At 50.5% G+C, this 19,652-nt stretch carries 22 protein-coding genes and 3 tRNA genes; 7 read left to right on the top strand and 18 right to left on the bottom strand.

Annotated elements, in window-relative coordinates:
- Positions 1-3 precede the first annotated feature (3 nt).
- Entirely contained in the window at positions 4-333 is a 330-nt protein-coding gene (locus PL263_RS19900; protein ID WP_278211004.1) for a DUF2845 domain-containing protein, read from the top strand.
- A gap of 27 nt (positions 334-360) precedes the next feature.
- Here PL263_RS19900 and PL263_RS19905 read toward each other — a convergent pair whose 3' ends face one another.
- Positions 361-855, bottom strand: a complete 495-nt coding sequence (locus PL263_RS19905; RefSeq protein WP_278211005.1) for a hypothetical protein — start codon at positions 853-855, stop codon at positions 361-363.
- 257 nt (positions 856-1,112) lie between these two features.
- On the opposite strand from PL263_RS19905, the gene csrA reads away from it, so the two are divergent.
- The 4 genes from csrA (at position 1,113) to PL263_RS19925 (ending at position 1,655) form a co-directional block, all read left to right on the top strand.
- Positions 1,113-1,304 (top strand): carbon storage regulator CsrA, encoded by a 192-nt coding sequence (gene csrA, locus PL263_RS19910; protein ID WP_054758195.1) that lies wholly within the window; start codon positions 1,113-1,115, stop codon positions 1,302-1,304.
- 10 nt (positions 1,305-1,314) lie between these two features.
- Positions 1,315-1,405, top strand: a tRNA-Ser gene (locus PL263_RS19915).
- 72 nt (positions 1,406-1,477) lie between these two features.
- Positions 1,478-1,554 (top strand) — tRNA-Arg (locus PL263_RS19920).
- A 25-nt stretch (positions 1,555-1,579) separates the two neighbouring features.
- A tRNA-Asn gene (locus PL263_RS19925) sits at positions 1,580-1,655 on the top strand.
- A gap of 162 nt (positions 1,656-1,817) precedes the next feature.
- Here PL263_RS19925 and PL263_RS19930 read toward each other — a convergent pair.
- Genes PL263_RS19930 through PL263_RS19950 form a run of 5 tightly spaced genes read right to left on the bottom strand, consistent with a single transcriptional unit; the run spans position 1,818 to position 4,401 of the window.
- Entirely contained in the window at positions 1,818-2,042 is a 225-nt protein-coding gene (locus PL263_RS19930) for a hypothetical protein (RefSeq protein WP_278211006.1), read from the bottom strand.
- Positions 2,039-2,521, bottom strand: coding sequence for a FlhC family transcriptional regulator (locus PL263_RS19935; protein ID WP_278211007.1), 483 nt, complete (start codon positions 2,519-2,521; stop codon positions 2,039-2,041). The genes PL263_RS19930 and PL263_RS19935 overlap by 4 nt, the downstream gene beginning before the upstream one ends.
- A gap of 11 nt (positions 2,522-2,532) precedes the next feature.
- Positions 2,533-3,126: an STAS-like domain-containing protein gene (locus PL263_RS19940; protein WP_278211008.1), complete on the bottom strand. Its 594-nt coding sequence runs from the start codon at positions 3,124-3,126 to the stop codon at positions 2,533-2,535.
- 32 nt (positions 3,127-3,158) lie between these two features.
- Positions 3,159-3,731, bottom strand: a complete 573-nt coding sequence (locus PL263_RS19945) for a FlhC family transcriptional regulator (protein ID WP_278211009.1) — start codon at positions 3,729-3,731, stop codon at positions 3,159-3,161.
- 25 nt (positions 3,732-3,756) lie between these two features.
- On the bottom strand, positions 3,757-4,401 hold the full coding sequence (locus PL263_RS19950) for a flagellar transcriptional regulator FlhD (protein ID WP_278211010.1): 645 nt from the start codon (positions 4,399-4,401) through the stop codon (positions 3,757-3,759).
- Positions 4,402-4,487: 86 nt separating this feature from the next.
- On the opposite strand from PL263_RS19950, the gene PL263_RS19955 reads away from it, so the two are divergent.
- Positions 4,488-5,474: a hypothetical protein gene (locus PL263_RS19955; protein ID WP_278211011.1), complete on the top strand. Its 987-nt coding sequence runs from the start codon at positions 4,488-4,490 to the stop codon at positions 5,472-5,474.
- 124 nt (positions 5,475-5,598) lie between these two features.
- On the opposite strand, the gene PL263_RS19960 is transcribed toward PL263_RS19955, so the two are convergent.
- The 4 genes from PL263_RS19960 to PL263_RS19975 all read right to left on the bottom strand — a co-directional run bounded on the left by PL263_RS19960 (position 5,599) and on the right by PL263_RS19975 (position 10,581).
- The gene (locus PL263_RS19960) at positions 5,599-7,254 is read right to left on the bottom strand and encodes an ATP-binding protein (RefSeq protein ID WP_278211012.1); all 1,656 of its coding nucleotides are present in this window, start codon (positions 7,252-7,254) and stop codon (positions 5,599-5,601) included.
- Positions 7,255-7,395: 141 nt separating this feature from the next.
- Positions 7,396-9,159 (bottom strand): DUF4942 domain-containing protein, encoded by a 1,764-nt coding sequence (locus tag PL263_RS19965; protein ID WP_278211013.1) that lies wholly within the window; start codon positions 9,157-9,159, stop codon positions 7,396-7,398.
- Positions 9,160-9,272: 113 nt separating this feature from the next.
- The gene (locus tag PL263_RS19970; protein ID WP_278211014.1) at positions 9,273-9,770 is read right to left on the bottom strand and encodes a hypothetical protein; all 498 of its coding nucleotides are present in this window, start codon (positions 9,768-9,770) and stop codon (positions 9,273-9,275) included.
- A gap of 148 nt (positions 9,771-9,918) precedes the next feature.
- Positions 9,919-10,581, bottom strand: coding sequence for a hypothetical protein (locus tag PL263_RS19975; RefSeq protein WP_278211015.1), 663 nt, complete (start codon positions 10,579-10,581; stop codon positions 9,919-9,921).
- A gap of 164 nt (positions 10,582-10,745) precedes the next feature.
- Between PL263_RS19975 and PL263_RS19980 the strand changes: the two genes are divergently transcribed.
- Positions 10,746-11,120 carry a hypothetical protein gene (locus PL263_RS19980; protein ID WP_278211016.1) on the top strand — a complete coding sequence of 125 codons (375 nt, stop codon included), beginning with the start codon at positions 10,746-10,748 and terminating at the stop codon, positions 11,118-11,120.
- Here the strand turns inward: PL263_RS19980 and PL263_RS19985 are convergent.
- From PL263_RS19985 to bet, 8 genes are all read right to left on the bottom strand, one after another.
- The gene (locus PL263_RS19985; protein ID WP_278211017.1) at positions 11,098-11,631 is read right to left on the bottom strand and encodes a hypothetical protein; all 534 of its coding nucleotides are present in this window, start codon (positions 11,629-11,631) and stop codon (positions 11,098-11,100) included. The genes PL263_RS19980 and PL263_RS19985 overlap by 23 nt on opposite strands.
- Positions 11,632-11,981: 350 nt before the next feature.
- A complete protein-coding gene (locus PL263_RS19990) occupies positions 11,982-13,802 on the bottom strand; it encodes a VWA domain-containing protein (RefSeq protein WP_278211018.1) in 1,821 nt (606 codons plus the stop codon).
- A gap of 88 nt (positions 13,803-13,890) precedes the next feature.
- Entirely contained in the window at positions 13,891-15,096 is a 1,206-nt protein-coding gene (locus tag PL263_RS19995; protein WP_278211019.1) for a DUF3150 domain-containing protein, read from the bottom strand.
- A gap of 83 nt (positions 15,097-15,179) precedes the next feature.
- Positions 15,180-15,947, bottom strand: coding sequence for a hypothetical protein (locus PL263_RS20000; RefSeq protein WP_278211020.1), 768 nt, complete (start codon positions 15,945-15,947; stop codon positions 15,180-15,182).
- A gap of 2 nt (positions 15,948-15,949) precedes the next feature.
- Positions 15,950-16,891 (bottom strand): MoxR family ATPase, encoded by a 942-nt coding sequence (locus tag PL263_RS20005; RefSeq protein WP_278211021.1) that lies wholly within the window; start codon positions 16,889-16,891, stop codon positions 15,950-15,952.
- Positions 16,892-17,045: 154 nt separating this feature from the next.
- Entirely contained in the window at positions 17,046-18,047 is a 1,002-nt protein-coding gene (locus PL263_RS20010) for a lambda-exonuclease family protein (RefSeq protein WP_278211022.1), read from the bottom strand.
- On the bottom strand, positions 18,047-18,379 hold the full coding sequence (locus PL263_RS20015; protein WP_278211023.1) for a hypothetical protein: 333 nt from the start codon (positions 18,377-18,379) through the stop codon (positions 18,047-18,049). Before PL263_RS20015 ends, PL263_RS20010 begins: the two co-directional genes overlap by 1 nt.
- A 119-nt stretch (positions 18,380-18,498) precedes the next feature.
- Positions 18,499-19,551, bottom strand: a complete 1,053-nt coding sequence (gene bet / locus PL263_RS20020; protein ID WP_278211024.1) for a phage recombination protein Bet — start codon at positions 19,549-19,551, stop codon at positions 18,499-18,501.
- Positions 19,552-19,652 lie beyond the last annotated feature (101 nt).

Raw genomic sequence — 19,652 nt, forward strand, 5'->3', positions numbered from 1 at the left:
CGCGTGCATATCAAGCTTATTTTTTTCGCCGTGCTGGCTCTGCTGGCTGCCGGCGATGTCTGGGCGATGCGTTGCGGACACCGCTTGGTTCAAGTCGGCGATTACAAGTCGGAAGTATTGGACAAGTGTGGCGAGCCCGATGCGGTGGAGCAGCGTCGGGCGATACGCGGTAGCCGCTTGCGCCATCCCTACGGTGCGCTCGAGATCGACCAATTCGAAGAAGTGTTGATCGAAGAATGGACTTATAATTTCGGCCGGCGAAAATTCCAAAAGCTGCTGGAGTTCGAAGACGGCGAGTTAAAGAAGATTCGCGATTTGGGGTACGGTTATTAGGTGCTCGAACTGGCCGGTAAGCGCGTCTTAACGCATTCGGTTTAAATCGGTGATGGCATCCACCACGATGCCGCTGCCGATTGCAATCATCAGAATATCGGACGCCACGCGAACCAATCTGTAACCCGCCGCCGAAGGGTCCATCAGGTTTGGCGGTACTTCGTAATAGACTACGTCTCTAGGTAAAGGGCGGCCGATTGCCCACTTTTTCGCCTGTCCTGGAGGCAGGCAGCCATTGCGCTTTTTCTTTAGGCCGGGAGGGCAATCGGCGCTACGGTATTGTTGTTCGTAGTATTCTCGGATGCTTTGGCGATCGGCATCGCTAAATCGGTAGTGTTGATATGGTTTGGCTTCGCGTTCGCTATCGTTTAACAGGTCCTCGTCGGGTTGGTGTTGTATGGTTTTGGGGGCGTGCTCGCGATCGTGCTTTGCGTTTTTTGCAATCACGCAGGGTGTGGTTAGCGACAGGGCCGCGGCTAACAAGTGTGGTAATCGCTTTATCGTGTTTCGGGGTATGGGCATGTGGTTCGCTCCGTTTTGCAAAGGTATCGGACAAAGTCTTCAGTTTGGATTAAGATAGTCCCGCAGTCTGAGTGTGTGCCGTGTCGGTCAGTCCGGGCAATGATAGCTTTGGTTAACTAGCGGTAATTTTCCGGTTTGAACGCAAGGATAATATAAAAGCGCTAATATATTTTTCTTCCATTTTCTGGGAAAAACAATATAATTGTCGATTCGAGTATGTGGCAGTAAAAAGCGCATTAACAATGTAGGGAGATAGTATGCTTATCTTGACTCGTAGAGTGGGAGAGACCTTGATGATTGGTGACGATGTGACTGTTACGGTTCTCGGGGTAAAAGGTAACCAAGTAAGAATTGGGGTTAATGCGCCCAAAGACATCTCGGTTCACAGAGAAGAAATTTACGAAAGAATTAAAAAAGAACAATCCGAAGCGGGAAGCGTTGAAGGTTGATGCAGTTATAGGAGAGATGGCCGAGAGGCCGAAGGCGCTCCCCTGCTAAGGGAGTATGTGCCAAAAGCGCATCGAGGGTTCGAATCCCTCTCTCTCCGCCATTATTAAGTAGCAACAAGAAAATAAAGTTTGACACGGAGTTAAAAAAAAATAATAATAGGCGGCTCAATTAAGCGCCCGTAGCTCAGCTGGATAGAGTACTCGGCTACGAACCGAGCGGTCGGGAGTTCGAATCTCTCCGGGCGCGCCATTATTGAGAAGTTGAAAGATATTAATCCCCTGTAGCTCAGTCGGTAGAGCGGGTGACTGTTAATCACTAGGTCGGCGGTTCGAGCCCGTCCGGGGGAGCCAAATAAATCAAGGGCTTAGGCAGAAATGTCTAAGCCCTTTTTTATTGCGTGGTCACTTTTATGGTCACTTTGTTTTTCACTCAAATCCGAAAAAAATTTCGTGCTTGATCGAAAAATATACGGCACCAAACGACAAATAAGGTTTGAATGCAGTTGTAAGGCATCAAAGTGTTCCGACATCTTCTTTTTTTACCCTCCTTTCATAAAACTCTTTGATCTGGCTTGCAAGCCACATTTGTGGATTTCGAATTACCGGTGGAGGAACATCACCAGCTTTCCTCATTCGCCAAAATTGGGTCCGAGTCACACCTAATTTTTTGATCATGTCGTTAATTTTCAGGAATTCTTTTTCTTTTGCCGTAGTATTTTGGTCGGATTCAATGTTCACTGGATACCTGATTGCAAAGTGTTGTTACATACGCCGCAGCGTTCAGTAAGGTCTTCTCTTGCGTTCAACAGTACCCAGGCACGACAATGTGGGCACGTTGAAACCTGCACTTTTTTATCCTTGATGTCTTGAGACACGACCCATGCCGCTGAAAAATCGAGATTTCCAAATGGGTAGGAATATTTGTAGGCATCAAAGGCGGTTATCAATGTTTGAATTTGGTCATCGGCCGATTTGCTCACGGCCACCCGATAGCAAACCGCAAATATCGTCACATCTTTATATTTACGTCTACTTCCAGTTAACCCGCGCGTTGAAAACTTGATTGAACCTCGGCTGGGCGAACGTCCATGCAATTGTCGATAAGTGTGTCGTAATGGCTTGATCGGAATGCCTGTCACTTGATGCACGATTTTTACCTTGGCATGGCGCTTCAGTAGTTCAATTGCTAACGTTTGCTGTTGATATTTTTTCAGCATAGACCGCCCTCTCAGCAAATCGAGCAGGTTAAACCGAGCATGGCTTCCACTATCGGTGGCTGCTCTTTATTGATATTCATCAGGAACTGACTGGAAAACCGTGGAGTAAAGCAAAGCCAATTGGATCGAGCGATGAACTGAATGTCCTCCAAAGACAAATGACCGAGAGCTGTTCGCATGGCGTCATCCGTAATTCCCAACACTAATTCCGTCAATACTGGATTTTCTCGCGCGATTTCTCTGGCCTTGATCAGCCAAGTTTGATTCATGGTGTAAATCTCTTCGTCGCACCCTTGATGATTGATCACTGAAAGTTTGTCGAAATAGTCGTCCAAGTTTTTGAAAGCAGACTGCATCTGCTTTTCATTGACGTCACTCAGGTTAATGACCATGAATTTCGATTTCAAAAAATCGGCGCCAAACTCAGTAATCAGAGGGAAAAATAATTCCTGAAAGAAACCCTGGGTAATAGCTTTGATATCCTTAAAATCAATGGTCAATATTTGCTGATTGGCAAAGCACTCACGCGCGAGTCGGGCGAGTTTTTTGCCATGAATAGGCTGAGGTATTTGGGAATCAGTGGCTGTAATGACCGCAATATGCATGCGACTTCTCCTTAGTAGCTGATGGATCGTTTCTAACGAGCGCTTGATTTGTTCAATGTGAGTTTGTTTGATTTTGCGGAAACCCAGCGTCGCCGACCTGAGCGATCAGTCCACACATCGCAGATAGGACATTGACTAAATGTGGCATCAGAGTGAATCATGCCCAGATAACGGGCGCGGCAACGCTCGCAAAGAATGAATACCAAATCACCCGCCGAGAGCAGGCTGAATAAATACCAAGCGCGGTTTATATCTAACGGATAATGTTGGCTGTAGCGTGGTTGGATATATTGCCGATTGGCTAAAATTCTGGAAGCGACATTGCTGTATATCTCATAGGCCGTAACCAGTAAGGTTGCATTCAGGCTCGGGGTAGAAAGCCGCTGCCGAATGTCTTCAATCATGCTTAAAAATAGCGAGGCATGAATGTTGTTGAACGCCGAGCGGATGGCCCATTGGTGATCATGGGGCAGCATGCCTTGTTTGGGCGATTGCCCTTGTACTTCTTTAAAAAATGCGATGCTTTGTTTTCTGGTTAAACGGCAGAGCTGGCTAACAATTGGCGGACGGGCGCCGAGTTGGATTAGTCTTTCCGCCAGCAGCAAGTCTGTGCCTATGCGAGACCTGTTGTTAAATGGTATTGGGTTCATTTGATGTGTCACTGATGCAAGGTTGGAGAAGATCCAAATAGGCAACCATCGGCAAGTTGCTCGGGGTAAACACCGGCAATAACCGAATCACAGCGCGACTGCTATCGGCGTGTTCACGAAGTTGCTCCTGTGTCATGCCGGCAAGATGGTCTATGCCTCCCCGATCAATGCCAAAGCGCCAGGCTGTTTCCGCCGGATTACTGCGTGCGCATTCCCTGGCTAGCATGAGATATTCGAAATTTAACCGGGCAAGATCTTCATCCAGTGTTGACATAAACGCCTCTGAGTTGATTAACGACTGTTGTCGATATGCTAGGCAGGCAACGCGCAAATGTCCCGGCCGCAAAGTGACCTGTTTTGGGTCACAAAGCTCCGGAACCCCCGATAGATATGATTTGGCTTTGTTGAAAATAATTGTCCTATTGAGTTGGTGATGCCTCTTTCGGCGTGTGATGGATGGCCACTTTGATAACGCCAGGCTATTTGTTCGCCCTGATGGATTGAATGATTCTGAAATTCTTCTAATCTCGTTCTGCTTATCAGAGGCTTTGCATACAACAAGTGGCGCCTCAATTGGTGTTTGACCTGAATAAGTGCATTCCAAAATCATTTTTATATCGCTCATCCCGAATTTGTTATGGAGGACATTGTTATGAATCGGCTATTCGCTAACCAGACCGCAACTGCCGGTTACCTGGTTTGGGGTGGTTTATGCGCGAGGTAATTCAATGCTTGATCGATTGGTTGGGTAGCGAGCCAAGCGATGAAAAAGGCCACCGCATATTGCGCGCGTTAGCCCAGGAATCGTTAAAGAAAGCTGAATTCGAAGAGTCGAAGCGACGTTTCACTGCCGAAGAAATCGTCGCCGCTGTTGATGAAACCTTAGAAAGTGCCGAACCTAAAAAATGGATAGACTGGCCGGGTTCATTGAAGAAATATTGCGAAACCCGCGAGCCCCAAATCATCGAGTTTGCCCGTAAGCGTGGATTGCCTCGCTATCCAAAGCCAGATCGCAAAAGCACAAAGGGAGGCCCTGGACGACACACGACGTTCTATATCAAGGCGGAACCGATCCCGGAAATTACGGAAGAAGACCAAGCGATTGAGAACGATCGGATAGACGGCAACCATGCAGCCGAATTGAAAGCCTGCTATCAAATGACTGAACTAGGTGAAGTCAAGCCCAGTTGGATCGCGAGTTGGTTATTTCGGCGTGGACAAATCGAATTAAGACAATGGCATGTCTGGGTTATATTGGGCTGGCTCGCAATCATAGCTGGATTCGCGTTGTTAATTGCCTATGCTGGATGGTTATCGTTATCCGTGCCCAGGCCGGTGACAACGCAAGATTTGACATTACTGATTAGTATTTTCGCGATTCCCTATGGTTCCTGGGTCTCTATCATCAAGCCTTGGGTGTTATTGTTGGATGATCGAATTGTCGTAGCCCATGAACTCTTCACAAATTTTTATGAACAGTCTGCGCAGTTCGAACTGCTACGAGACGGGGATTTAAGAGTGGTTCGGTTAGTCCGTTATTCGGCCGCATGCCCAATTTGTGGCGCCACTATTTATCTCGAAAAAGGCGAACCGGATTACCTGCGCAGATTGGTGGGGCGATGTTATGAAAGCCCGAGAGAACATGTGTTTAGTTTCGATCGAATCACGCGTTGCGGGCGGTTACTGGTAGATAGATAGCATTTCGAAGGTGCATATCAGCCCTTTTAGGGTGGACATAGAACCAGTAGCTTGTTCTCATTTTCGGTAATGAAAATGAGCGCAATTATCCGACTGGATAACGCGCTCTTGTATTGAAAGAGACTTAACTAGCCATGCCTGCTTCGAGTGTTTGCGTTTGACCGGATTGAACCGGATACGCTATCACCGATGCCGGTTTGCCTTGCTGATCCAACTCCACCACGAAGGCTTTACCATACAGCGCAGGACAACCGCAAAAATCCGGCAACAAGCGTTGCATAGCATTGGCTGGATCACTAGCGGTATTGGCCACCACAAAGGCGAGGAAGGCATCCGAATCGCTTTCAAAGGTCGATTCCTGAAATTCATCGTATTCGCTTCTGAAGCTGGCCATTTGTTGCAATACCTGAGCCGAGCAATCGCCTTTGGGCACAATGATGTCATCGGCGTTTTCCTGGCCTTGGTAGCAAGCCTCATCCCTGATTTCAATAACATCCTGCCCAAGCCGGATTCGGTAAGCATCGCAAAAACGCACGCAGACCCAACACCAATCACCTTGAAATTGGGCCTGATGGCTTTCATTGACCGTTTCAATCACCAGCTCTTCATCATTGAGATGCCGAACCAGTGAATGAAGCCAATGGTCTTTATCCAGCGTGCCTTGGTACAGCAAATAATCACGGTTCCAGGCAAACAAATAACGCCCGGCACCGTCCTGTTTGATGTCATCATCAATCGAGACGATGCCGCGGGCCATAATTTCTGCACGGGACATGGCTTTTTCCGGTCGCTGCTCAAAGTTATCAAAAACTTCGGTATCGCAAACCGGATAGGCAATGATTTCGCGTAAGGCTTCAGGTGGCACGACAGGCACGTCGTTGAGTAACCTCAACAGCTCCCAATGCCTCAGCATTTCATAAAAGCCCACAAACGCTTCGGCAGACAGAATGGCTTTCATCTGAATAAACCGTTGTTCGATGGTTTGTGCCAGAACGGCTTTAACCCGTTTGATGACATCCGCTTCATCGACCAGCTTGTCACGATCCGGTAAGCGGGCGTGAAAACGGGAGGAATCCAGATGGATGATATGGCGATACGAGGTATAGCTGTGCGAGGTGTAAATCGGCAAACCTTGCAGATAAACATCGAACTCATACTGCGCCCCATTGGGTTGGTCCATGCCATGCAGATACATCGCACCAATCTCGGTGTCAATAAACCCTAATCCACCATCCAGCGCGCATGAACGTTTAAGCAATTGATCGTTGAACAGCACTGGAATCGGGAAACCGCGCACCAAGCGTTTCAGCGTGGTGGCAATTTGACCCATTTCCAACTCCACATCCTGCAAGGTAATGCTAGTGATGCCGTTCCAGTCTTGGACTGGCGTGATCGTCACCGGCTTAAATGCCAAAATGTGGTCGGTTTCGACGTCAATCGAACCACTTTTGCTAGTGACGCTGATGTGCCGACAGGCAAACAGTGCCGACAAGAAGCCTATTCCGAACGGATGCTCATGGGCAACCACGTCTGCATCCCAGCCGGATTCGGCTACTGTCAGTAATGTTGCCATCAATTCAATGCCGCAGCCATCATCCAAAATTTGAAGGGTTTTGGTTTCAGGACAAAAGCTAATCACTACCATGGCCGCATTGGCCCGGCGCGCATTTTGAATGAGCTCGCCGAGCACCGTGGTCTTGTTGGTGAAGCTGAAGCGCAGGCTTTTGACCAAATTGGCTTGGTTGACTTTCATCGCGACTTCGCTGGTTTGTGTGTTCATGTGTTATCTCCGGGTATAAAAAAGCCTCGAGGACATGAAACAGACTAACCCCTTGGGGACAGTCGTTCATCTCCCCGAGGCGGGTGATACTGGCTAGGCCAGTGGTTAGGTAAAAGTCTTACCTTAGGTTTTGTGCGTTGGCTAAGAAGCTAAAGCCAACTGGCTATCAGGCAGGCTATCCCAATCCAATTGCCGGACACAGCCTTGATCGCTATCCAACAAGCTGTCGGGATCGATGCCATGATTTGCCAGTACAGTGCTCATCGCTTGGGTCAGCATGGCATTGCCACGCTCACGTTCCGATTCACCGCCGTATTTGACTGCCCAAAATGGATCAAAGTGAACATGCCGGCCATCCCGTTTACCGTGTTTACTGACTTCGGTACGGAATGCTTTATCAAGTTTTTCCGCTTGGTCGAACTGCTGCCAAAAACCGGTTCCTGCTTTGGTTTCCGCCGGCGGTAGCCAACGGCGATGATTGCCAACCAGAAGATTCATCCGATCAATCAGCGTTTTATTGCTGGGGAAGAAATGAATCGTGCCAACGCCCGGATAGTAGCGAACATCAAAATAGCTGCTGCTAATCCTTTGCCCGGTTCGCAGGGCATGGAAGTGATTTCGGAAAACCGATTCCAGCCCTACAGCCGCTTCATACTTGCCATCCAGCATCGCAAACACTTTGTCAAAATCCGCCAGCATCCGTTGAGACTCCCACGACAAATCGTTTTGATACGATTCGGTGGCATGACCCGGAATGACAAAACGGGTGGTTTTGATGCGCATGCCCAGTGAGCGATGCTTATCGTTGGACTTCCAGCCCATATAAAACACCGTGTTGTCACTGTGGTAGCGGGTGATCAGGTCGAACACATCGCAGACCATGCTTAGCTGAATATCGCCTTGCTGATCGATGATGCCTTGTAAAAAACCGTAGATATTCGGTACGGTGAATTCCAGTGACTTAATCGTCTCGAAATCCGACTCCAGCCGTTTTTGCGCCGCCGACGATAACCGCGAGGTGACTTGCGTGGAACGCAAAATACCAGACCAGGCACGATCTTTCAGGTCGCTGTAATCGGTATAAAGCTGATTCTTCACCCAATCCAGCGTCGACTGCGTGGATTTGATCGCCGCATCGCTATTCAATTCACCGAGCGTTTGCCCCAGCATTTTGCGATAGCGCATGGCGCGCGCTTCACTAAATGCCGATTGCCGGGCCGCTTCGACGGCGGCATTGAACATCAGCACCGCATTGTCGATAAAGGCATTGGCTAACGCCAGTTCATGGATGGGCTGGCCATCGCCGGCCAAACTCTCAGCGCTCACTTGATCGCGACGTAAGTCATCGAGGATGTTGCCTAACAGCTCTTCTTCGAACGTTGAGGTTTTCTTCAGCCAGATCAGCGCGATTTCCACATCCGTTTTGCGCTCGGCACCCTGACCGGCAAACATTTCCGACAAGTATTCCACTTCGCCAAACTGCTCAATCAATCGGAGCAAATGCTTTCGTTCCTTGGAAAACGGATTTTTCAAGGTTTCAGCATTGAGTATGGCTACGATCTCACCGTCGAATAAAATCTCCCAAGCCTTCAGCACATGCTGTGCGCCGTCGGCGAACGGGGGATTCATCAACACATGGGAATACAGACTGCCGCTTTTAAACTGCATAAAATCCATACCCACCACCGAAAACCCAAGCGAACGCAAGATCGGGTGTTTACTGATATCGATTTCAATGCAATCGACTGGAATTTGCTGCCAGCGGTTGTAAGGTCGAGGTTTTAATAAATGTCCTTCGCCTGCAGAGGGCTCCAATATCCGAACGAACTGCCGGTTCTTGAAGGTTTCCCAAGCCTTGATGCTCAAAGCTTCAGGCGTTGGATAATATTGATGATTGTCTATCATGGTGATCTCCGATGAGACCCCTGACGACCGATTTATCCCTGGCGGGATAGAATCATCCCTCAGGGGTATAGTGAAAAAACTCGGCTAAACCGAGTGTCAAAAATAGCGGCGCGTCAGATCAACGCGAACCGCATACCTTGAATGAAGTCCTGGTAGTGCCGGGCTTCGGTTTTTGCTTTGAACCGGGCATGCACGCTGCCGTCGATCCAGATTTCCCAGGGCAAGCGTTTGAGCTCACCTCTAACCAGTTCCACCTCGCCAACCCGAAAATCATCGTGTTGGTAAAGCACCTGGCGCGGACTGTCGATACGGACGATGCAATGATCCAACAATGCCGGACCACCGATGTCACCCGGTTCGATCAACAGAGGCACTTTAATCGTGCCGGTCGAGCGGCCGATCCATCCAATGACATCGTACTCATCAAGCCACGATTGACCGGTAACTGGGTCGCCGTAATACAGCCGGATTTTGCGTCGGCTATGGCGAAGCTGTTCCAACAATTCGACCACCGGTTCTGGGGTGTCGGCGTGGTAACAGGTGCCGGATGGCAAACGCTGATACTGGATGCAATGACCCGTGCTGAAGGCATGTTCAAAGAGTTGTTTCATGATGTTGTCCTCAATTAAAACGGAAACATCACGCATCCCCAGCGGGAATAGGACATTCCCGTGTGGGTGGATAAAATGAGCGCCGAATCGAATGACTTGGCTAACTCAGGCTTTTACAAATTGCGCACATAAATACCGCGCGCGTTTTTCAGGATTGGATGTCCAGAGCAGGTTTTCCCAAAGCTTGTAATGCCACAGGAATCAGCTGATCCAAATCGTCCCAATCGATACTGCCGCCGCTGGCTTCGCCTTGTAGATAGGCTTCAACCAATCCCCGACAAACCCGCATGGCCGCTTGCTCTTTCTTCAATTGCTGTACCGAATAATCCGGTTCCGGCAACTGTGCAACGGCAACGCATTCCCAGACTAGGCTTTCACCCTCCACTTCATGATAGTCATCGGACAATAACGGCATGGCAGCGGTGTCATCCCAAATCGTGCCATCATTGAATGCCTGCTCGGCAATCTGTTGTGCCGATTTGGGACTGTCTGCGGTGATACCGACCGACACGCGGTGCACAAAGTCGATCTCGTAGGACACTACGAAGAATCGATTCACACCCGCCACCGTGACATTGGCTGAAGCGGGTCTTTCGACTGGTGTTCCGGTTTCCGCCGACTCACCCTCGATCAATGCGCTTTCATAAGGCTCGATCTCTTTATTGCAATCCGAGCAGCGATCGTTACAGGCGCAATCCCATTCATCCTCCCATTCGGTCTGGCAGTAAGGGCAGCGGTACTGATTCAGATAGCGAACCGCGCTGATTTCGGCAGGGGTTGCACCAACGCTGGGTTGGTTGATTGTTTTCATGGTCATGTCCTCCAAAAAACGCAGGAACGACCACCCGGCAGGATGAGGTTCCTGCAGGTAAAAATCGCTGAATAAAGCCGAAATTCGACTTACACATCGGGGTTGAATTTGCACAAAAATCGGTATATGGTGGCTAAAACGCACTAAAAAACAGAGAAATAACCATGTTTGACGATATTTTGCGCATTTTTGATTTCCTCAGTCCTAAGCAGACTGAGAGCACGCAACCAGTACGAAAATCGATGGCAATACCACTCGATCCCAGACTGAATGCGTTAAATCTTTGCAAAATAATTTTGACCAAGTTGGATGCCGCGGAAGCCGATGTTTTGCAAAACATCAACGATCCGAAGCGAGCTTGGGAGTTGTTGAGCAATATCCGACAATTGCGACGGGAAACCTTTGAGGATCTCCAATCGCTGTTACCGGACCGCTTTCGTTTAGACGAACCCACGATTGACTTGGTCAGGCCGGTACGCACCGTGATGACACAAAACGGCGCGACGCTTGCGGTATTCAATGGCGGACAGACTCACTGACTGGCGTCGATAAACCATTCCCTTTCAGTGCTGCCCGAAGTTGGGATACCTGATGAGGAACTTTCTGAGCCTCAACACCAGCAACCGCAACCGACTGCTTTTTAGAGCGCCGAGTTTTTTTGACTTCAGGCTCGGGACTTTCGATCATTGGTTTGATTTTCAACAAATCCCGTTCCAGTTTGGCGATTTGAATATCCGCCTCATAGATCTCGATGGTTTTTAACTTGGCCTGTAATTGTGCTTCCAGTCGGACCGCCTCTCGATTGACACCGTGATTGCGCGTCTGAATTTCCTGGCGCACCGAATCCGAAATCGCCAACCAGTCCAAGTCTTCTCTGCTACGAGGCATAATCACCGGTAGCCGGTTTCGCGCCAAACGCTGCGCGCGATAACGGTGAAACGTTTGAGCGGCGTGTTTCAATGCGCTTAGCAGTTGCAACGCCGTTGCCCAAATCACTCGCAAGGCAAGGATGAACATCGCCAATAAGATGATGCCGAAAATAAAGTTCATTGAAGTTCTCCTTTAAAAATTTACGAAAACACTTCGAATGAACAGCACCCGGCCGGGCGATGGTTGCCCGAAGCGGGTTTAGGATTTGCAGAGGGTAGTACCACTGCGATTTACATCGGGCTTAACGCACCCGACACGATCACGGTTTAACGTGCTCGCCGCCTAAAGACGGAACGCCGACTGAAGTCGGATTCAGCATTCTGGAAAGAACGCATGAAATGTCTGTTTGTCGAATGGGCTCCAGGAAGTGAGTGCATTCGACAAACTGCGTGTTGTAATCAGCTACCCATAGCCACAATCGCCAGGTTAATACCTAAGGATTGGGCTACGGATAATTGACTGGCTAAGAATTACGCCGCCAACAACACCGCTTTCGAGAGTTCGAACAATTGTGCTCTCAGCTCTGAAAGGTCATTAATGGTGATGGCCATCGGGAATAGATGACTGACATCCAAGCCTAAACCTATGCCGACCGTTTCAATGCCACTATCGCGGCAACGCTGCAACAGTTCCAGCGTGCTCAGGGTATCGTTGGGTTGGCCATCGGTCATCACCATCAACACCTTGCGCGGTTCCCGGCATCGCAGCAGTGACGCCGCACCAAACCAAATCGCTTCGGTCATCGGTGTACTGCCAGTAGCTGCTACCGGAAAGGCTCCGGTTCGGCTATTCACGCGTTGGCCATGCTCGAGAAGACGAAAAACCGAATCATCGTGATGGCCTGGAAACGCCGTGACGCCGGGATTAACCCCAGGAATGCCTTCAAAGGCCAACGCAAGCGCCAAGCTGGCTTCCAACGCAATCGGCATACGCGATCCGATGGGTTGGCCTTGGCTATCGGTTACCTGATAACCCATGCTTTCGGATTTATCGAGTAACAAATGGATCGCCGTATTGGGTGCCGCTTTGGTCTGCTTACGCTGAAACAACTTGGTTTCGCCGAGTGGTAAACGGTGTAGACGCTTGCCATCCATCCGCCGTCCACGACACGCATGTTGCGACCGGTTTAAGGTTTGCGATTGCACCAGGCCTTGCAACGCGGCGCGGATTTTTCCCGATTCGCCTTGCACCTTGCGCAGTAAAAACGCACCAGACTGATCGTCCATAGGTGGCTCTAGGCCACTGGGCATCAGCAATTCCGATACATTTTCTGACGCCAGCGACAATGCCGATTTCAACGACTCGAAAAGTTCTTGGTCGATATCACTGTCACCAGCGGACAACAGGGTTTGCAATACGCCCATCGGATCGGCAATCTCCGCGTTTTCTTCATCTTCACCTTGCGGGGTGGATGTCGAACTGCCGGATAGCATTGCCGGTTCATCGTCAGGATTTTCTGGATCAGACGCATCATTACCCGCTGATTCTGACGACAATTCGTCATCAGTGTCGGTGGGTAACTGTTCATCGGGCTCCATTTCATCCTGGGAATCAGAGCCATTCGAATCGTCCGAATCGGTTGATTCAGCATTCTGATTCGGATCATCCGGTTCAGGCGTGGTTTCCTCATCCGCCGATGGCTGTGCTTGGTTCTGCTGCTGTTGTTGCTCGAATTCCTGCTCAATCATGGTCAGGATGCGATCAGTCAATTGCAAACAATCACTCTCCGATTGCAAGTCATCCGGCACTTCGGACAACAAGCCTTTCAGGCGCGTTACCGCACCTTTCGGAAACTTCGCTTTCAGTACCGCTTCGGTTTGCTCGACCAATGGCAATAACGCCGCTTGACCCAACACCCTGGCTCGCAGGCTCTTCAAGACAAAGCTGTACAGAATATTGGCCGGATGATCATTGATATTGCTGGCAACAAAGTCGCCTTTGGCAATCATCTTTTCAATCACGGTGCGTATCGTTAGCTTAGTACCCGGAAAGTCCTTGGCCAGTTCGTGCTCGATGCGGACATCTTCAATTGCATTGCATAAGCGTCGACGTAATACCGAACTGCCATAACGCAGCGTAAAATCCGAATAGCGAATATGCGCCGCTTCATGTGCCAACAACCCCCAAGCGACATCCTGATAATCGGGATCGTCACCCTCATAGGCCGGCAGTTGAATCGATCGACCATCGGTATAGGCTTGATTGCCACCGACACTGACTTTGACGCCAAAGCGATTGCCAATAGCGGCCGCAACAATGGGGAATGCGTTGTGTAATGTTCTATTTTTCATGGTGTGCTCCAAAAGTCAGGGCAAACCATGACCCCAGCGGGACATGAATTTGCCCCAGTGGGTGAAGTGTAAAAGGGTGTCAGTGCATTCAGAACCAGTAGTCCTGGTCAGAATCGTTCGCCTCGTCATCGCTTCCCTCAGTCACCGTTTCAGGTTGTGCTGAATGCTCTGACGGGTTGGATTCATCTGCAAAGTTACCGGTTTCCAGTTTGGCCTGGCTTTTCTCCAGCAAGATCTCAAGCGCCCAGTCGTCGGCCGAAGATTCCGGTTCGAGTTCATCGTCGAAGATGCCGTCAAACAGATCGGTAAAATCGTGGCTGTCTGGAACGGTTTCAACAATGACAGGTGTTGGTTCGGTTGCGACTAATGTTGCTGTTGGTACCGTTGGTGGCTCTAACTCCGCGTGTTCGACGATTTCATCAACGTCCGTCTCTTCAACAACGGGTGTTTGATTAACCAACAGCCCTTCACCGTGCCGCCGGGTTTTATCCGGATCGGACAACAGCATGGCTGTGGCCAGAATCTCCTGCAAAATGGGGCCTTCAATGGCGCCTTTGTTGGGAATTCTTGCCAGTAGATCGTCAATGGTGCTGACGACCGGCGCGACCCGATGATCCAGGAAGCCCAATCCATCGAGTTTATCCCGCATGCGGCGAATCGGCCGTAACGCATTCCGCGTCACTTGCTCCTTACCTAGCAGCGATTGTTCGATGAGTTGATTGGCTTCCACGGAAATTTCGTAGAACATCTGCTCACTGAGCGAGCCGATTTTGCTGTCCAGTCGTGCAACATCCGCCGGTGGCAAGCTTTCGGGTAACCCGACACTGACCACCAGAAAATCAAACGACAATCGCGTTGAGACAAACTCCACCGAATCCACGGCTTGCTCGATGATGCCGGCAAATTCCGGATGGCGAACCACCCAGTCCGTCACCGCCGCATCGTAACCGGCAATAAACTCGGTTTTAGCTGCTGCAAAATCCAGCGCAATGCGCTCGAGTTCTGCGGTAATACCGGCAGCGGACTCAACCGGCACGGCAAAGCCACCCAGAAAGCGGGTGCCGACGCGCAAACAAATGCGTTCGGCTTCTTTCTTCAGGCGGTTAAATACCGTCAGCTTATCGGGATCGAGCAAACGTTTTGATCCCAGGCTGGCTAAGTCCTCCGGCGGCAATTTGCTACCATCGGCCAGCACCAGGTCTTCTTTTTTCAGTTTCTTGCGGGCGCCGTAAATATTGGCATCCACTTTTACCAAGACCACGCGGTCTAAAATTACTTGTGTTTCATTAGACATAGGAACCTCCTAAAATGAGAGGCACACCCATCCCCGCCGGGGCCGATGTGCCCCTATCGGGTTAAATGAAAATACCAAACCGGTTAAAACCAGCAGTCGTCCGTGTCGGACATGGCCGCTGCCAGATTTAATCGGGGTTTGAGCAGACCTAACACTTCTGCGGTGTCGCGAATGCTGTCCAGATCAGTGCCAAACAATGTCAGCACGTCCTGTTCAGCTTTCAGATCGACCGAGAGGTCTCGGGCGGTTTCGGTGGCAATATCGATGTCCACGCCTTTGAAGCCTTTTGCTTTCAATGCCAGTAAAAACAACCAAGGCAGAATGCCATGCGCTGATTTAATCTGGCCGTTCAGTTCAAAGGTTTCGGCATTGAGGGTGGCATTAATCAATTGTTGCCAGCCATCCCAGTCTTGTGCAGGCGTAGCATGTTGATCCGACAAGGTTTGAATAACGCCGATCAGTCGCCTGACCTCGATACCCAATTCCACTCGAATGGCCTGTTTCGCTCGACATTCGATGGTCCAATACAGCGCATCGACGGGTGGAGGTAGCTCGGGGTCGGGATTTGCATCAGGTTCAGGTCTTTGTGGCTGGGTTGCCGGAGTCTTGCCCGGAAACACCACATTACCGTTCACATCAATTTCAACTGCGCCGACCAAGACATAGCCTTTGGCTTGCTTTTGTCGTTCGATGTCGAGTTGCTCAACGCCGTATCGGTTGCTAACGCCCGGCAATCGATCTGCCGTTTTCCCCCAACGCGTCGTTATTGATCCATCCGAATTACCCCTGATTGCCCAGTCTTTGGAACTGCCGTCAGGGTTACGATGACGATAGAGATTCCAGGCGGCCATGACTAGACCTGCCAGTCATCACCAAACACATCCTTGGCGATGCGATGAATCGCTTCGCGTTCAGCAGGTTCAGCTCGAAAGGTCAAGGCCCGATCCAGGGAATAGGCCAAGGCATTAGGCGCACTTTTGAAGGTGGCCACCAACGATGCCCAGCGCACTAAACCGCGCGTGGATAAGGTCACCGATAACATGCCGCCGCCATCGGCACCGCCGACAAAGACTTTACGAATCTGATTGGCGACTTTGATCATGCTTTCGCGTACCGTTTCCGGCATACTCGGCACCACATCGGCCAGCAGTTTCATTTCGTCTTCGGGTTCGGGGTAGCCGACTTCCATCAGTCGAAACCTGTCTAAGAAGGCTAGGTTCTGACGTAATACACCTTGGTACAAGCCCGACTGATCGCCACTACCAGCACTATTGCCGGTGGCGACCAAACGGAATTTAGGGTGCGGCGTAATCACATCGCCAGTCTGCGGAATTGTTAGAGGTTTCCCTTCAACAATTTCATTCAAGCCAATCAGCTCGGCAGGATCGATGGCATCGATTTCGTTGATCAACAGCACATGACCCAAGCGTACCGCCAGAGTCAACGGACCATCGATCCACTTCATCGCGCCGCCGTCGACCAGCATGTACTGGCCGAGCAGATCATTAAGTTCCAATCGACCGTGACCGGTGACCGGATGCACGCCCCAATGGAGACGCGCCGCGACTTGCTCCAACAACGAGGTTTTTCCGGAACCGGTAGGGCCGGTCAGGTATAAACCGTCGCCATTGTGAGCGCCTAAAAATGCCAGCACGTCGCGCAAGTGATCCTTGCGAAACACGTACGGCTTTTGCGCCGGTACATAAGCATTTTGGCCTGGTTTGAAACCTTCCACTTTCATGGAAGCAGGGGCTGTAATGCCGAAGGTATCGGCAATCGAATAAGATTGATACATAGTGAACTCCTTTGCTTGAGGTTATTACCCGAAGCAGGGGCACACCGATCCCCGGACGGGAACAGTATCCCCGTCGGGTAGGAATGAATATCTGGCGAACCAGAGTGTTTGACAAACTAATTAACAGCGTTTATGCCGAGACTGAACCCGTAGCTCAGAACCAGTAATCCACGCCTGCGATGTCTTTTAAGACTTCCGCATCAAAAGGCACTTCCGCGAGCCGACCGCTGTCATCACGACAGGTAATGCGCACCCTTGGAGTGGGCAATTTACGGTAGCGGTCGAGTACAGCGTCGGTGACATCCGGCAATAACGCCTTCATCACCGCTTTGTAATCAATCGCGCCTTGGCTCTGAAAACGACTGACCCGTAATCCGGAATGTTCAGCCAGCAGATACTCACCCATTAACGACACCAGGTTTTGCTCGATGTCGGATTGATGGGCTTCCAAAGCTTTAAGCTGGGCTTTCAAGTCGTCGATTTTCGTGGCATGGCTGCGATAGTTCGCCGCCAGTTGCTGCCATTGCTGTTCAGACAGACCTTGCGGTAAATACAAATCCCGCTCCGGTTGCTTGTCAGGTTCCTTGCGGTTTTTGACCTTTGCCCAGAATTCCATGGCGGTATCGACCAACTGACTGAGAAATACCTCATCCCGTTGGATCTCAAACGTCACGTCCTGACCTTGATGGTAGAAAAACAAAAAGCCGCGTTGAGCCTCTGCTACCAGTATTTGCTGTTGCACTTGGCACCAGTAAAGCTGATAGGCTTCGGATTGTTCGCGGTTGAGCACGACATCCAGAAAGGTCGATTCATGCGGACATTTGATTTCTACCGGCTCGTTTGTGTCCGATAAGCCATCAAACGACGCCCGCATCAGTGGAAACTGCTCGGACTCTGCACAAAGTGGTAGTAGCATGACATCGTGCTGTTCCTCGAAGCGTTGTAAGGCTTCAGGTTCTTGCGCGATACCGATCCGAATCAACGGATTGTTATCTAGGTTAGCTTTGAGCACGAGGCCGACCTTTTCGGCCCACAAGCGCCAAGGGGTTTTGTGTGGCGAACGATTCATAATAATCGCCGCCTCACTGGCACTGACGCCTTGGGCTCGCCAAGCACACCATTCGTCCGATCGCTGCGAGACATTGATGATGTTCATCACGACTGCTCCTGCAAGCGAATATGACAACCGAGGTGCAGTGTCGATAACCCGCGCCTAACGAGTTGATGATTACAGCGCCTGGCCCAGTGATAATCCGCAAAGACCAGCAAAATCTGATCGACATTAGCAAGATAAAGCCCGCCATAGCTTTCGACCAAACTTTGCAATTCAGTCGGACTAGGCACAGGAATTTCATGCACCGAATGGCCTGGATTTATGCTGCGCTCCAAGTAACTGCGTCCATGTCGGCGTAATACCGTTGGTGAATCGTAACGATGCCAGTCGGTATGACACGGTAGGCGGTTTGATGATTGATCAATAGCATTCATGACATCTCCTTCAGTAAAAAGGCGCCATGACAATCACCCCAAGGGCGATACAAGGCGCCCTGGTAGGGTTGAAAATGACCAGCGAGTGGCTGGCAGTTAAAGGTTAAAACATCAAACGATTAGCGATGCGTGCCGAGCGTTTCCCGTGCTTGGGTGAGCGCTTCAGAAGCAGGATCGGACATCGGCGGTATGGCCGTGCTGTCAATCGGATGCTGGGCATCAGTTGACGTTGCCATGGCCGCTGTCGAGGCTTTGTCCAATTCCGCAATGGCAAAGGTCAAATCCAGTCCGACAAACTTGTTGTTGGCATAGTCGTAAGCCGCTTTCCAGGCCCCAGCCAACGCGGTACGTCGGACCAGTTCACTAACCGCTTTTTGCACCTTGGGTGAAATCATCGATAGATCAATCACCCGCGGTGGCTCAACAGTGCCGACATTCGCATCATCGCGAAACACTGCTTCGTCAACGCGACTGGCTGTGCCATTAATCACACTGCCATCATTGATGTCGTCGATGCTTTTGCCATCCATTTCCTCTGCGGCATAGCCACATTCCTCAGGAAAGGCCGCACGCAGTGAAGCCGCTTTACCGCACTTGGCCAACTGACCTTTTGGCCGTTTGATCCACATAGCGGTGGGTACTTGCGAGTTTTTACCGCCAGCGGTGCTATACGCTTCTTGCCAATACACTTCTTCGGTGAAGGCACAGCGCTTGCCGCTGACAATCCGGTACACGGTTACCGCAACCCATTCGGGAAACGTCACGGTGACACTGGATTCTTGCCATTGGTCGTTGTCGTCCTTATAGCGACCGCTAAAGGTTTTGGTGATATCGGGTCCCCATACGGGGCGATCCATTCCAGCCCAAACCCCGGTGCGCGAGGCTGTGGTCTGGATTTCCATAATGGACGGCCAAACGGTTTCGACATTACGGCCCAAGGCGGCACTCCACATCGGCACCACATGCACCGGCTTTTTGAAAATATCCAGCTTGCGAGCTTTGCAGTAATCCAGCGCCATTAAGATGGCTTCGGGCGTTTTAGCCGTTGGGAAAGTCACTTCGGTAAGCACTTTCCAGGATTGCTCGGAAAGGCCATAGACCTGGTTGGCGTCAATCGGCATCAGCAGATTGCGGGTTTTGGGTGGGTAATGGGTACGGGATTGATTGCTCATTGCGTGTCTCCTTAAAAAGTGAGGACGCAATGCCCCAGTCGGGGAATGACGTCCCCATGGGGTAAAAAACACCGACATAGCAACGCTATTCGGCAAATTGT

It is taken from the genome of Methylomonas sp. EFPC3, from assembly GCF_029643245.1.
GTDB classification, from domain to species: Bacteria; Pseudomonadota; Gammaproteobacteria; order Methylococcales; family Methylomonadaceae; genus Methylomonas; species Methylomonas koyamae_B.